The sequence below is a fragment of the Cognatiyoonia sp. IB215446 genome (genome assembly GCF_033963825.1).
Classification (GTDB): Bacteria; Pseudomonadota; Alphaproteobacteria; order Rhodobacterales; family Rhodobacteraceae; genus Yoonia.
Window position 1 is genome coordinate 727,020 of sequence record NZ_JAXBMD010000002.1, and the last position, 12,829, is coordinate 739,848.

Genomic DNA, 12,829 nt, shown 5'->3' on the forward strand with positions numbered 1-12,829 from the left:
ACGATCATTGCGCTCATGTCTGGTTGACACCCATTCACGCCAACCCCACATGTTGATGCCAGGAGACGCCCAAGGTCGCCGCCAAGCGGGGCAGGCGCGTCTTGCCAAAAAAGGATAAAGAGCATGCAAGAACCACTGAGTTCATCTTACCCCGTTCTCCCTTTGCGCGACATTGTGGTGTTCCCGCATATGATCGTTCCGCTTTTTGTGGGCCGGGACAAATCCGTGCGCGCCCTGGAAGAGGTCATGCAGGACGACAAGCAGATCCTGTTGTCCAGTCAGGTTGACCCCGGTCAGGACGACCCCGATCAGGACGGAATTTACAAGGCTGGTGTGCTGGCCAATGTGCTGCAACTATTGAAGCTGCCCGACGGCACCGTGAAGGTGTTGGTCGAAGGCCGCAGCCGCGTGCGCATTAAAGATTTTGTACCGAACGAGAATTTCTTCGAGGCGAGCTGCGAATATCTGGAAGAAATTCCCGGTGAACCGACCGAGCTTGAAGCGCTTGTGCGCAATGTCTCGGCCGAGTTTGAGCGTTACGCAAAGATCAAGAAGAACATTCCCGAAGAGGCGATGGCTGCTGTCGGCGACGCTACGGAGCCTGCAAAGCTCGCCGACCTTGTGGCGGGGCATCTGGGCATCGAGGTTGACCAGAAACAGGGCCTCTTGGAGACGCTGTCCGTGACCGAGCGGCTGGAAAAGGTCTTTGGCCTTATGCAGGGCGAGATGTCCGTGCTGCAGGTCGAGAAGAAGATCAAGACGCGCGTCAAATCCCAGATGGAGCGGACCCAGCGCGAGTATTATCTGAATGAGCAGATGAAGGCCATTCAGAAGGAACTCGGCGACGGCGAGGAAGGCCAGAACGAGGTTGACGAGCTTGAGGCAAAGATCGCCGAAACCAAGCTGTCGAAAGAGGCCAAGGAAAAGGTCGATGCCGAGCTGAAAAAGCTCAAGAACATGTCGCCTATGTCGGCTGAAGCCACTGTTGTGCGGAACTATCTTGACTGGATTTTGGGTGTGCCATGGGGCACGAAATCCCGCGTCAAGAAAGACCTGAACCGTGCGCAGGACATCCTGGATGCCGATCATTTCGGTCTTGAGAAGGTCAAGGAACGGATCGTTGAGTATCTTGCGGTGCAGCAACGCTCGAAAAAGCTGAAAGGCCCGATCATGTGCCTTGTCGGCCCTCCGGGTGTTGGTAAGACCTCGCTTGGGAAATCTGTCGCGAAGGCCACTGGGCGCGAGTTCATCCGCATCTCGCTTGGCGGTGTGCGTGATGAAAGCGAAATTCGCGGTCACCGGCGGACCTATATCGGCTCGATGCCCGGCAAGATCATCCAGGCGCTGAAAAAGGCGAAAACGACCAACCCACTGATCCTGCTCGATGAGATCGACAAGATGGGTCAGGATTTCCGGGGCGATCCGGCGTCTGCCATGCTTGAGGTTTTGGATCCAGAGCAGAACTCCACCTTTGTAGATCACTATCTGGAGGTCGAATATGACCTCTCAAACGTGATGTTCCTGACGACGGCGAACTCTTACAACATGCCCGGGCCGCTTCTGGACCGGATGGAGATCATTTCTCTGGCTGGTTACACCGAGGATGAAAAGCGCGAGATCGCGCGGCAGCATCTTCTGCCCAAGGTCATGAAGAACCACGGGCTGAAAGAGAAGGAATTCTCGGTCTCTGATGACGCTCTGACGGCGATGATCCGGGTCTATACCCGCGAAGCCGGTGTGCGGAATATGGAGCGGGAACTGGCGAAGGTTGCGCGCAAGGCGGTCACGCAGATCGTCCGCAAACAGGCCGAGAGCATCGAGGTCACAGCCGACAACTTGTCTGATTTCCTTGGTGTCGAAAAACACCGCTTTGGCCTCGCCGAGGAAGAGGATCAGATCGGTGTGGTCACTGGCCTCGCCTGGACCAGCGTGGGCGGTGATCTTCTGAACATCGAGGCTTTGCGCCTGCCCGGTAAGGGTCGGATGAAGACGACCGGTAAGCTCGGCGACGTGATGAAGGAGTCGATTGATGCGGCCTCCTCCTATGTCCGGTCCATTGCGCCAGAGATCGGGGTGAAGCCGACGAAGTTCGACACGCTCGATATCCACGTTCACGTGCCGGACGGGGCGACGCCGAAAGATGGTCCATCGGCCGGTCTGGCGATGGTGACGTCGATTGTCTCCGTTCTGACGGGTATTCCTGTGCGCAAGGATATTGCCATGACGGGTGAGGTGTCATTGCGCGGTAATGCGATGCCAATCGGCGGTTTGAAAGAGAAACTGCTGGCGGCCTTGCGTGGTGGGATCACAACTGTGCTGATCCCGCAAGACAACGCCAAGGATCTGCCGGAGATTCCGGACAACGTAAAGGACGGGCTGACCATCATCCCGGTCAAGCATGTGTCCGAAGTGCTTGAGCAAGCGCTGATCCGCAAGCCCGACGCGATTGAGTGGGACGAGGCGGCCGAGGAAGCCGCCGCTGCCGCCGCGCTCAAATCATCTGGCGATGGTGAGGGTGCGCGAGCGCACTAAGCCGCACTATTGAGAATAGAAAGCGCGTCCTTTTGGGGCGCGTTTTTTGTGACCGCATTGCACGAAACTGTGTTTTGTTGTGGCGCGGGCATTAAGGCGACGGTCAGAAGTTGCTTTTTGCCAGAACCAGATTTGTGGGTGAAGCAACACTCGGTCACGCTTGGGAGTTTGAAGAATACCTGTTGAGATCAGGATTTTGACTGCTGCGGATGCGGGCTTACTCGACAATCTTGCCGTCGGTGTTTTCGATGATCCACTTGATCGGGACGCCACGACGGAGTTGTTGTCGGACGATAGGCATCATTTGGTGATTGCTATGGACGAGGGGCTGGTGGTTGGGTTCACATCTGCCGTCCACCACGTTCATCCCGATAAACCTCGTCCGGAGCTGTGGATTAACGAGGTCGGGGTGGCACCGTCCCATCAAAAGCGGGGTATCGCAAAAGCCATGATGTCAGCGCTACTTGAGCGCGGCGCGCAGAGTGGATGCAAAGAAGCCTGGGTTCTTACAGACAGGGGTAACCTTGCTGCGATGCGACTCTATCGCGCTTCTGGCGGGATTGTAGATAGGACGGATCAGGTGATGTTTTCATTCGCGTTGGACGACAAAACTTGAGTGATCTCATGAGTTTTCGCATGTTTGTCGATCGGTCGCCGCCTTTGCTTATGGTGATAGCCTGTTGTGGTGACGTGTTCGACTTGAGGCAATCACCTTGACCTGCACCGTGCTCGCGGACGACAAGGGCAGAAAAGGATGCTTCATGACCGACCAAACGTCGCCGCTGAAAAAACCAGACCTGCTCGATCAGGTCGTGGCCCGCACCAATCTCAAAAAACGGGACGTCAAACCGGCTGTTGAGGCGGCGTTGTCCGTCATCGCCGACGCATTGGCGCGGGGCGATGAGGTCGCTTTGCCGCCTTTGGGCAAGCTGCGCATCGTCAAGGCCAAGGAATTGCCCGAGGGGGCGCGCGTTCTGACCCTGAAACTACGCATGCCCAAAGATGCGTCACGTCACGCTACAACAGACCTTGCAGAGGACGGTGAGGACGGTTAAGTCCCCGTGCGTCGGGTGATTAGCTCAGTGGTAGAGCGCTTCGTTCACATCGAAGATGTCAGGAGTTCAAATCTCTTATCACCCACCAACTATACCGTTGATTTTTAACAACTTTATCTGCTTTCTGCGAAGTTCTCTGCAGTTCCTTGAACTGTAAGACCAAAGCGAGTAAGGCCTGTCGCAGGCTTTCTCGCCTTTTAGAAATCTGGTCTTGGCCGTGACGGCTCATCAATGACGAAAGCGACCCGTTTGAGTGTGGCACTAGATGCCTTCCACTCAAGGCAAAGACCAGGTTTATTCTTACCCTCTTTGAAGCCTGTATATCTGTACCAACTTTGCAGCTTAATCGCAGTTATCCATCAGGTTATTTTAGTTTGATTGGTACAATCGATTAGCCCTAGAATTCCATCAGTTTTATTAGGGAAGTGGATTTTATGATGCAGGTTTTTGAATGGGTGGAAATGCAGTTTTCTGCGAATCCTTGGTTGATATGGCTATGTATTGCGATTGCGATCGCAGCAATAACCTTCGCGATCTGGGCAATCCGGCGTCACCGAAGAATACAAAGGGCTTCAGATATACATACGCGTCTTCATGCACACAAGACAGGAGGCTTGGAATTCTCCCACATCGCGAGTTTCGCACGAAAACCGTCTTCTAAGAGAACAGAACCAGAAACAAGTTTGGAGATGAGAGTGCGGGATTTGGAGATGAAACTGCGGAGGGATCTTTCCACCTCATCGCCCCCATCAAACCAAATGCCTTCCGGTGCATGCATGGCAAGCCCTGCCTGTATGATGACACCTGATTTTTCGGAACGTGTGGATGATGACGCCAGCGAAGATGATGATGAGATTGACAGTGTCAACTCGGACGAGTTGGAAGAACAGAATGTACGGATCGACGAGAACGAAGAAAAGGAGGATGTAGACTACAAAATTCAGACGGTTTATTTCGGTACCAATCGGGTTCGAGATAAGCCTGAAGAACCTCTTGCATTGAGGCATTATTCTGCCAAACGCGGCGACTCGCTGATCATAGGGAAGTCAGAAGTAACAATTCCAAAAACTGTACATAAGTACGGCGAGGTGGAACGACCACGAACAGCATTATTTGGAACGGTTCAGATCCAACGCGAACGTCGCGACAAGCACTTTACAGAATATCGTACGATAAAGCTGGATGAGGCTGACTTTATGTCTGAAACGGCGGCGCTCGCACAGGAAGCGGAGAGCTACCAAAACACGGCATTTGTATTCATTCATGGGTTTCGCGTCACCATGCAAAACGCGATTTATCGTGCAGCGCAAATGGCTTGCGATCTCAATTTTGACGGCCCTACTTACGCATATTCCTGGCCGGCCGTTGGTCGCGTCAAAAGCTATGTGACTGATTTAGACAGTGCGCTTTTGGCAGTGCCGCATTTGGATGCTTTTCTAGACATGATTGCGCGCACTAAGGGAGTAAAGCGGATTCATCTTGTCAGCCACTCAATGGGCAATGTGCTACTGACGCACCTGTTTTTGAGGGCCGAAACACTATTGAGCCAACGCAAACCCAAAGTCTTGGACCAATTGATCCTGGCGGCACCTGACATTGATCGTGATGTCTTTAGCACCGTCGCTGAACACATGGTGAAGGCAGCGTCGAAGGTCACTCTGTACGCGTCCGCCAACGACAAAGCGCTCAATGCCTCAAAACGGTTGCGCGATAAGAATGAACGTGCTGGATCTGTGCCCCCAGAGGGGCCCGTGGTCGCAAGCGAGGTTGATACGATCGATGTGTCAGCGGTATCCACTGATCTTTTCGGCTTAAACCATTCAGACTACGCGGAAGATCGCACCCTTATTGATGATCTTGGTCGCCTGATTAAGACTGGCGCGCCCATCCTTGAACGATTTCCAACGATAGAGACAGTTAAAACGTCTAAAGGAGAGTATTATCGTATTAAGGCATAGCGACTCAGCATCTCCGCGCGCCAGCCGATATGGTTCGTCCCATTATGTTACAAGCCATATCGCCTCGTCCTTCTATTGGTTTGACACTCCGCGAGCTCGCGCAAAATCGAGAACGTTGACAGCATCCTGCATGTGCTGTGGGAGGAATCGGGCATAGACGCGTTCCGTTGTCGCCGTGTTGCTGTGCCCGAGCACCTGGCTGACTTTTTCCATCGGCACCCCTGCGCCAAGCATTAGCACCGCGGCTGTATGGCGGCAGTCATGAATGCGAAGATGTCCAATGCCCGACCGATCGACGGCTGCGGCAATACCCCGAAACGTTATCCGGCATCTGCAGGGGCTCACCGTCGATGCCAAGGCACTGCACGAGGCCCGTGCCGAGATTTGCCGCATCAAGCCCGGACAGCGCGCAAAGATCGCGGCTGGTCCGCTTGAAGGCTTTGCTGTTGATGTCACTGAGGTGAAGAACGGGATTGCCTGGTTTGACTTTGTGACCGGTGGGAAGGGGAAGGCTGATGTGGCTTCGTTGGTCGCCGACCTGAACGATAAAGCGTTGACTTTAGAAGATGTTGTTGGATTGGGCGTTCAACAAATTTCTAGGTAGAAAATCAGATGGGCTCTGGTTATGGTTGCTGCCATTGATTGGTCTTGCAATTTCATGGTGTAGAGTTGAAGCGTTTCACGAAAATCGTTTATCGTTTAGTTGTGCCATTGAATACTTGGGTCCCGGTTGTATTCTTTGTGGGACTACTATTTGTGGAAAGCTATAGCCTACGAACGCTTTTTCCTGCAGTTCTCTTCTTCCCCTTCTTGCACAGCCTATGCTTGTCCTTTGTTGGCCTCTTTTCATTATCAGTTGACCAACTTGCTAAGGATCAAGCGGAAAAATCGGTAACGGCCAAGGTCTTGGTCTTGTCTGCGTTTCTTTTGACTCAGTTGTTTCTATTATTGAGTGTTTTTGGTGTAATCATTGATCCTGACTTCTTTGCATTTCGGACCATATTTGAAAATTATGATTGGGCTTTGTTTGCCTTCCCTTCTCTTGTGATAAACAGGATTTATTCAAACCAGCTCATAGATCTTGTTCATAATTGGCAGCATCCTATACGCGGTCGCGATATTCCGTCAAAGAAGAGCGACCAGCTTCATTCCAAAGAGGATGGGAGCGTCTCCAGTTTGAGTGCTGTATCGAGTGAACGCCGTTGGCTCGCCATGGATCTTTATTCAAGGTCGCGGCGTTCGCGCATAAGCTCTGCCATAGTCCTTGTCGCCATTGGCTGTTTAATTTTGGGTGGTCTCTATTCAGTTTCAGTAGCAGGCGATCTCGTGTCAAACGACGCTCAGAAGGAGCGTCGGTTGGATCAGATGTACGCACTCATAGATACATACCAACTCGAGCTCACGGTTTTGGAAAATGACATAGTCGAAAATCAAAAGATACTTGTACAGAATGCTTGGCGGGCCGTTGAGCTGCGACTGCAACTGCATGTCCAATACGGAGTTGATGTTCCTCCGCTCTTGGCGGTCATAGAGCACAACTTGTCAGTGACACCAGACTTACCGACCGCCGATCCTCTTGTTGGAAACAGCGGTCCAAATTCCACCGAAATCCAAATGATCAATTCTGTGGTATCCAGGCACGAGGAGGCGTTGATAGTTCGTGACCAGCTCTTGCGACGTCGAATATCTGTGATTGAAAGCGTTAGAATTCTCGAGACGACTTTGACATCGAACATTAACGAATACCTTGTGTCACAGAAGGCAGAACCAGTTGAATTGTCGCTGTTGATGGCATCCGGGCTAACCCGTTTTGGCTTGTTGCTAGTTGTTATCTTCTTGGTCCAGATTCTCGTCGGGGTCTATCGTTATTCGGCTCGGCTATCAGCCTTCTATGCCTCAAGGGCTGATGCACTAATCGCGGGCAACGATAGAGTGCGAGACTTGGGGGCGTGGCCTGACACCTTCACTCCACATGACGTCGATTTCGGGAAACAGCCTAAGACACCGGCACAGCACGTCAAGGACATCGTTGAAGCGTACATGATTAGCAGGAAAAAGGATGAGGAGTGAGGCGGCCAAGTTGCTGGGTCATTACGTGAAACAGAAATGGTCGACAGGTGGCCCCATACATTCAGGTGATGGATAGGCTCAGAAGGAGAAAAGCAAGTGTGGATATTGATAGTCCTGATAACTTACGTGACACCAGAAGGTACTCAGTTGGAAGGATTGCTTTCAAGTGTGGAGACGGCCGAATTCAGTTCGGAGAACTCTTGTAAATCGGCAGCCAATGAAGTGCGAGACCGTCAAGACAACGTAGAGGCTTTTTGCGTCCCAAAGTGATGCGTGGCTTGGCAACTCTCAACTCACTGGCGCGAAGGAGGCGAATGTTCGATTTTCAAAAAGCGTTTACGTTGTCAGTTATGGTACTAATTGGCAATCCTGCGTTTGGCCAGAGTACGAACTTTGGTGAAGGGAATATGAGTTGCCAAGATGTCATTGAGGTTTCACAGCAGGACTGGAACCCACAGCGATATTCTATGCGCGCCTGGGTATCGGGTTACTTCACTGCTTCATCGGGTCTCGCTCCAGCGATAGTGGGTTCTCGCGTACAGCGTGCGAGTCCCGAGACACTTTTCGCGGCAGTCATCGAAAGGTGTAAGGCAGATCAGTTCTTGGACCTGCACGGAGCCGTATTATCGCTAATTGTTCAGCAATAAGGGGCGGGCATTGCCGGGAAATTGAAAGTATGGCTTCGGGAGGCCTGAATTCGATTGGTGTGGAAGGCGCAGCGAAAAGTCTTGCCTGGTTCGAAGTTGATAGATAAGTGTACCTTTGTCAGCACCCCGCCACCCGACATAAGTGCGGTCAATGGTCAGGACTGATACTCGTAGCAGCGAACCGAATGGTTAGGTATCGCTGACTGCGACGCAGTTCCAAAACACTTCGCGTCTCGACCTCACCCAAAGGAGGGGCGGCCATGGCACTGAATGCCAAGCAAGCGCAGTTTGCGCGTGAATACATCATTGATTTCAATGCAACCCAAGCGGCCATCCGAGCCGGATACAGCAAGAAAACGGCGGGTCCACAGGGCGCAAGGCTGTTATCAAATGCTAAGCGGAGAGCAGGCATCATCGTATCCCTCGAAACAAAAACACCAACCTATCCTGACGCGATGGAATGACTATTCACAAGCCATTTGTTCACTATATGTTCTGTTCATGCCGTATGAACCAGTGACCATGGGTTTGAAGTTCCAGAACAGGGTGCGCGACCTGACCTCGCGTGACGTGCTGGTCGTGACGTGCCCGGTCTGCCATGCCAAGTTCAACGTTGCCCCACACCATCTCTTCGCCCGGTATCACGAGTATCAGAAGCTGATGGACATCGAGCGAGACTTCAAATGCCGTCGGTGTGGCCAAGAGGATGATTTCTTCTGGCACATCATGCGCGCGGTTGGGCCGCAGTTCCCGGCAAGTGCTTGAGTGGGGCGTCAATGAAATGCGAGCAAAGGTTCGGCTTCAACAGACGGGCACTGGATCACTGCAACGCTAGGTAAAACATCCGAAATACATCCACCAAGCCGACCAAAAATTCCGGATGATACACAGAAATAAGGGAAACGGCCTTGTAGGAAACGTAACAGGTCAAAGTTACGGCCGCCGCCGCCTGCAACGACAAAAGCAATATCGCACCTTTGCCAGAAACCGAATTCCCGGATAATCCGCTCTTCAAAAGCTTTACTTGATACGTCCGCAATAGTTTAGGTGTAATAATCGGAATGGAACATACCCACAAGATCAAGTGAAGAAAGGTTGGAACAAGTGTAGATCCAAATGCAATATAGAGCCACCAATAATCATTGGGTGAGTTCAGAATCGATCCTTGTACTGTTGCGTCACCAAGGAGCTTGTCCAGCTCAACCAATTGGTGGTTTGTGTAAGTATCCGAGGCGTGCACGATTAGAATGAAAACACAAGTAAGCAGAATAAAGCATATGAAACCAGCAGCAACGTCAACAAACACCCACCACGGACGGAATACATCGCCCTTAACAGCTTTACCTAGACAATACCTAGTGCACCCGGTCGACGCAAAGTCTGCAAAACCATTCACAATCGGCAACAGCAAAAGAAATAGTATGAGTAGGTCATAATCCTGTAACGACAGAAGTGCACCCGCAGGTTCAACAAGGAACACCACTAGAAGAAATATCAGACTCAGCGGGATAGTCAGGACCTGTAAGGGAGTGTGGCGGAATACATTGGAAAGTAAGCCCATTAAAACTAGAACAACAACCGTGCCTACGACGATGTAAGCTGCTAAGACGGCTATTGGCCCGCCAAATTCAGCGTATCCTGCAACGGCGCTTGCGAAAACACCTACGAACACCGTAGAAACGGCTATGATACAACCGGCAAGGGCGTTAACGACAAATCCAACCGCAAAAATTGCAACCAATGTGAATGAAAATGCAGACGTACCGCTAGACAACAAAGTGAAAATTGAAATCGCTGAGAACGAAAGTGCAAGTAGAGTTAGTCTAGCGAAGCCTCCTTTCACGCTAGTGCCACGTTGACGTTCATCAGTCGTTGCCCAATAAGCGAGTACAAAAGATGCAAGTAAGCTTAAGAGACTTGCCGCCCTCACGAAAACACTTTGCTCGACTGAAAGAATAGTCTTCCCAGATAACGAAATTTCCTCACCCGTAACGGCCCATTGGGCAACAAATACGAGGACTGAGTATCCCAACGAGATCAAGAGAGAAAGGTCTAGAACTCCGATGCTCCAAGACTGTCGAGACATGCTCAAGTAATGCATCGATGCGGACTTTCCAGCCGCACGTTGGAAACGGTTTTCGAAGTCGCGCCGACTCGACCAACTAACGTCGTCATCGCTAAAGAAAATCCTATTCCACTGTTCATTTGGTTTAAGTAGTCCTCGTCTTATTGCGATCTTATTGCGCATATCCCAAGGATAACTGGGTACCAAATTTCGACCAGAAACACCCAATATGAGTTCAACTCGCCTTCGAGTTCCTTGTGTTACTTTGTCTAGTAAGTACCGGACTAGCGCAATGTATATCAGTGCTGGGGTGTCTTTTTCGAGCGTATCAATGACCTTATTACAGCTCATTGTATTGGACCAAATATCATTCAGCAGCCACAGGGAAATCCCTAACACAACTGCAAATAACGTACCCCAAACGCCTAAGCTGCTTATAACCTCGATCAGTTTATCCATGCGATTGACACCTGCGTTTTCGTTAACGCCAAATCAACTGAAAATTTTGACGAGTGGCAAGTGTCATCGACAGGCAAGCGCATTAAACACTGCATCCTCACCCTTTACGATGAGCAGGTTCTCACTGCGTCGATACACTGACTGTTTGCTGATGCTTTCTCATTTGGATTGCTCCTTCATGATGCGCGTGCACTCGACCGGACTTTCGTGTCGGAAATCCAGATTCTTTCCTTCAGTACGGTTTGAACATCCTGTTCCGCAGTATTCTTGCAGCATTCTCCCAATCGCGTGGAACGATGGCTCCCTAGCCCGCCTGCAGAATGCCCGTGGTCGTCCGTGGCAACCAGGTGCGTCCACTTTGGGCTGTAACCGGTCGTCTGCCCACCGAGTAGTGGCTACACTAGCGATCGTAATCGATGTTTTCGAGGGATGGCGTGCGAAGTGCTTGGCGGTTCAATGAACTGGCGTGAACCGGTTCACATTGCGAAAACACTGTTCTAAGGCCCTTTAAGAAGTGCTTACGATCAAGGATGACAGTAGTTTACGTGGCAACCGCTTCGTTCACATCGAAGATGTCAGGAGTTCAAATCTCTTATCACCCACCATTTCAAGTATAATTGGAATCGTACGCCAATGCGATCCGTTAGCTTGCTACAAGTTGTTGAGTTTGAACCCATAACAAATTTCTCAGTGACCCAAAAAAGAAGTGGTTTCCGGGTTTTAAGCGCGGTGATGCCATATTAGATAAATCTGATTGGAACACTGATTAGAAAGGACGTAAAATGTCATACGTTCGATCTGTTTCTTTGTCAGGTTTGGTCGTTTTGACCGCAGCATGTACCTCAACTGATGTATCCGAAAACGATACAAATCCGGACCCAGCTTCTACTGTCATTGCTCTGAATGCCAATGGCACCATCCCCGATCAGAATTACAGCGGGGCTGGTATCAATAAAACATATACAACCTTCAGCAATGGTTTTGGTTTTGGCTATGCCTACGGAAGTGTCCGGGGCACTGATGATTTCTTGGGTGTTGCAGGCTTCCGCACAGGTGCAGGCGTTGGTGACGCCGTTACCACTGGGTCAGTCAGCTACAATGCGGCCTATGACTTTACGCGGACCCGTGGCAACACAGAAATCGAGCGTGCGGGAAACGTGACACTGACCGCGGATTTCACGACCGGCAGTGGAACTGTTGCAGGGGCGGATGGTGGACTTGTTATCGATGGCACCTTTGACGGTACTGATTTGGACGGCTCTGTCACTTTTGATGGCGTGACAGCAGAGTTGGATGGTGCGATTGGCCAAGACCGCATTGTTGGTGCCTTTGCCGGGCACGATCAAGACGGTGTTTTAGTGGGGGGCTTTGCAGGCGACGCCAATTGAATAAACGGCCTTTTCCCGCACGGCATTTTTCCTTAGGTCGTGCGGGAAGTCTGAGAAGGTTGTTGTTTCATGTCATTTCCCGAGCTTTACATCCTGCGTCACGGCGAGACGGAATGGAACGCCGAGGGCAGGATGCAGGGTGCCCTGAACTCTCCCTTGACGCCCAAGGGTGAGATGGATGCCGCACGGCAAGGGGAAATACTGCGCACCAGAGATCTGGATGGCTTCGCCTTCCTTGCCAGCCCGCAGGGTCGCGCATTTCAGACCGCAGGTATTGCGCTGGCGAGGATTGCCTTTCACATCCGCACCGATGATCGTCTGCGTGAAATCGGTGTCGGTGACTGGTCTGGGTTATTACGCAGAGAATTGAAGGTTTCCGTGCCACTGCAAGATGGCCCCGACGGTCCATTGGCCCTTTACGAACATGCGCCGGGTGGTGAGGGTTTTGCGGCCCTAGAGCAGCGCTGCCGGTCATTTCTCGCTGATCTGGAGGGGCCATCCGTCCTGGTGACCCATGGGATTACGTCACGAATGATCCGTAGCCTGATACTGACGGGTGGTCCTAATGCCATCGGCACTTTGCCCGGCGGGCAGGGCAATGTCTTTCACCTGCATGACGGTCAGCAAGACCTTTTGGAATGAGGCTTGCGCTACC

Annotated in this window: 12 protein-coding genes and 1 tRNA gene; 11 read left to right on the forward strand and 2 right to left on the reverse strand. The window is 51.6% G+C overall.

What is annotated here, in order from left to right; all coding sequences use genetic code 11:
* Positions 1-123: 123 nt before the first annotated feature.
* From lon to SLH49_RS11205, 5 genes are all read left to right on the forward strand, one after another.
* Positions 124-2,532, forward strand: a complete 2,409-nt coding sequence (gene lon, locus SLH49_RS11185) for an endopeptidase La (RefSeq protein WP_320269232.1) — start codon at positions 124-126, stop codon at positions 2,530-2,532.
* Positions 2,533-2,728: 196 nt separating this feature from the next.
* Positions 2,729-3,148, forward strand: a complete 420-nt coding sequence (locus SLH49_RS11190; protein ID WP_320269233.1) for a GNAT family N-acetyltransferase — start codon at positions 2,729-2,731, stop codon at positions 3,146-3,148.
* Between the two features lie 145 nt (positions 3,149-3,293).
* Entirely contained in the window at positions 3,294-3,587 is a 294-nt protein-coding gene (locus SLH49_RS11195; protein WP_320269234.1) for an HU family DNA-binding protein, read from the forward strand.
* A 13-nt stretch (positions 3,588-3,600) separates the two neighbouring features.
* Positions 3,601-3,675: transfer RNA gene (locus tag SLH49_RS11200), tRNA-Val, on the forward strand.
* Positions 3,676-4,021: 346 nt separating this feature from the next.
* Positions 4,022-5,545: an alpha/beta hydrolase gene (locus SLH49_RS11205; protein WP_320269235.1), complete on the forward strand. Its 1,524-nt coding sequence runs from the start codon at positions 4,022-4,024 to the stop codon at positions 5,543-5,545.
* A gap of 72 nt (positions 5,546-5,617) precedes the next feature.
* Here SLH49_RS11205 and SLH49_RS11210 read toward each other — a convergent pair whose 3' ends face one another.
* Positions 5,618-5,938, reverse strand: coding sequence for a tyrosine-type recombinase/integrase (locus SLH49_RS11210; protein WP_320269236.1), 321 nt, complete (start codon positions 5,936-5,938; stop codon positions 5,618-5,620).
* Here SLH49_RS11210 and SLH49_RS11215 point away from each other — a divergent pair.
* The 4 genes from SLH49_RS11215 to SLH49_RS11230 all read left to right on the forward strand — a co-directional run bounded on the left by SLH49_RS11215 (position 5,826) and on the right by SLH49_RS11230 (position 9,027).
* Positions 5,826-6,149, forward strand: a complete 324-nt coding sequence (locus SLH49_RS11215; protein ID WP_320269808.1) for a hypothetical protein — start codon at positions 5,826-5,828, stop codon at positions 6,147-6,149. The genes SLH49_RS11210 and SLH49_RS11215 overlap by 113 nt on opposite strands.
* A 65-nt stretch (positions 6,150-6,214) precedes the next feature.
* Entirely contained in the window at positions 6,215-7,615 is a 1,401-nt protein-coding gene (locus tag SLH49_RS11220; RefSeq protein ID WP_320269237.1) for a hypothetical protein, read from the forward strand.
* Between the two features lie 907 nt (positions 7,616-8,522).
* Entirely contained in the window at positions 8,523-8,726 is a 204-nt protein-coding gene (locus SLH49_RS11225) for a terminase small subunit (protein ID WP_320269238.1), read from the forward strand.
* 37 nt (positions 8,727-8,763) lie between these two features.
* Positions 8,764-9,027 carry a hypothetical protein gene (locus SLH49_RS11230; RefSeq protein WP_320269239.1) on the forward strand — a complete coding sequence of 88 codons (264 nt, stop codon included), beginning with the start codon at positions 8,764-8,766 and terminating at the stop codon, positions 9,025-9,027.
* A gap of 55 nt (positions 9,028-9,082) precedes the next feature.
* On the opposite strand, the gene SLH49_RS11235 is transcribed toward SLH49_RS11230, so the two are convergent.
* A complete protein-coding gene (locus tag SLH49_RS11235; RefSeq protein ID WP_320269240.1) occupies positions 9,083-10,786 on the reverse strand; it encodes a hypothetical protein in 1,704 nt (567 codons plus the stop codon).
* A gap of 782 nt (positions 10,787-11,568) precedes the next feature.
* Between SLH49_RS11235 and SLH49_RS11240 the strand changes: the two genes are divergently transcribed.
* Both SLH49_RS11240 and SLH49_RS11245 read left to right on the forward strand, forming a co-directional pair.
* Positions 11,569-12,174 carry a hypothetical protein gene (locus SLH49_RS11240; RefSeq protein WP_320269241.1) on the forward strand — a complete coding sequence of 202 codons (606 nt, stop codon included), beginning with the start codon at positions 11,569-11,571 and terminating at the stop codon, positions 12,172-12,174.
* 69 nt (positions 12,175-12,243) lie between these two features.
* Complete coding sequence (locus SLH49_RS11245; RefSeq protein ID WP_320269242.1) at positions 12,244-12,816, forward strand: histidine phosphatase family protein; 573 nt, start codon at positions 12,244-12,246, stop codon at positions 12,814-12,816.
* Positions 12,817-12,829: the final 13 nt, after the last annotated feature.

Excerpts from the sequence above, each read along its gene's own strand:
- SLH49_RS11230 (WP_320269239.1), top strand. The coding sequence starts at position 8,764 with ATGCCGTATGAACCAGTGACCATGGGTTTGAAGTTCCAGAACAGGGTG.
- SLH49_RS11205 (WP_320269235.1), top strand. The coding sequence starts at position 4,022 with ATGATGCAGGTTTTTGAATGGGTGGAAATGCAGTTTTCTGCGAATCCT.
- SLH49_RS11240 (WP_320269241.1), top strand. The coding sequence starts at position 11,569 with ATGTCATACGTTCGATCTGTTTCTTTGTCAGGTTTGGTCGTTTTGACC.
- SLH49_RS11245 (WP_320269242.1), top strand. The coding sequence starts at position 12,244 with ATGTCATTTCCCGAGCTTTACATCCTGCGTCACGGCGAGACGGAATGG.
- SLH49_RS11195 (WP_320269234.1), top strand. The coding sequence starts at position 3,294 with ATGACCGACCAAACGTCGCCGCTGAAAAAACCAGACCTGCTCGATCAG.
- lon (WP_320269232.1), top strand. The coding sequence starts at position 124 with ATGCAAGAACCACTGAGTTCATCTTACCCCGTTCTCCCTTTGCGCGAC.
- SLH49_RS11210 (WP_320269236.1), bottom strand. The coding sequence starts at position 5,938 with ATGCGGCAAATCTCGGCACGGGCCTCGTGCAGTGCCTTGGCATCGACG.
- SLH49_RS11225 (WP_320269238.1), top strand. The coding sequence starts at position 8,523 with ATGGCACTGAATGCCAAGCAAGCGCAGTTTGCGCGTGAATACATCATT.
- SLH49_RS11235 (WP_320269240.1), bottom strand. The coding sequence starts at position 10,786 with ATGGATAAACTGATCGAGGTTATAAGCAGCTTAGGCGTTTGGGGTACG.
- SLH49_RS11215 (WP_320269808.1), top strand. The coding sequence starts at position 5,826 with ATGCCCGACCGATCGACGGCTGCGGCAATACCCCGAAACGTTATCCGG.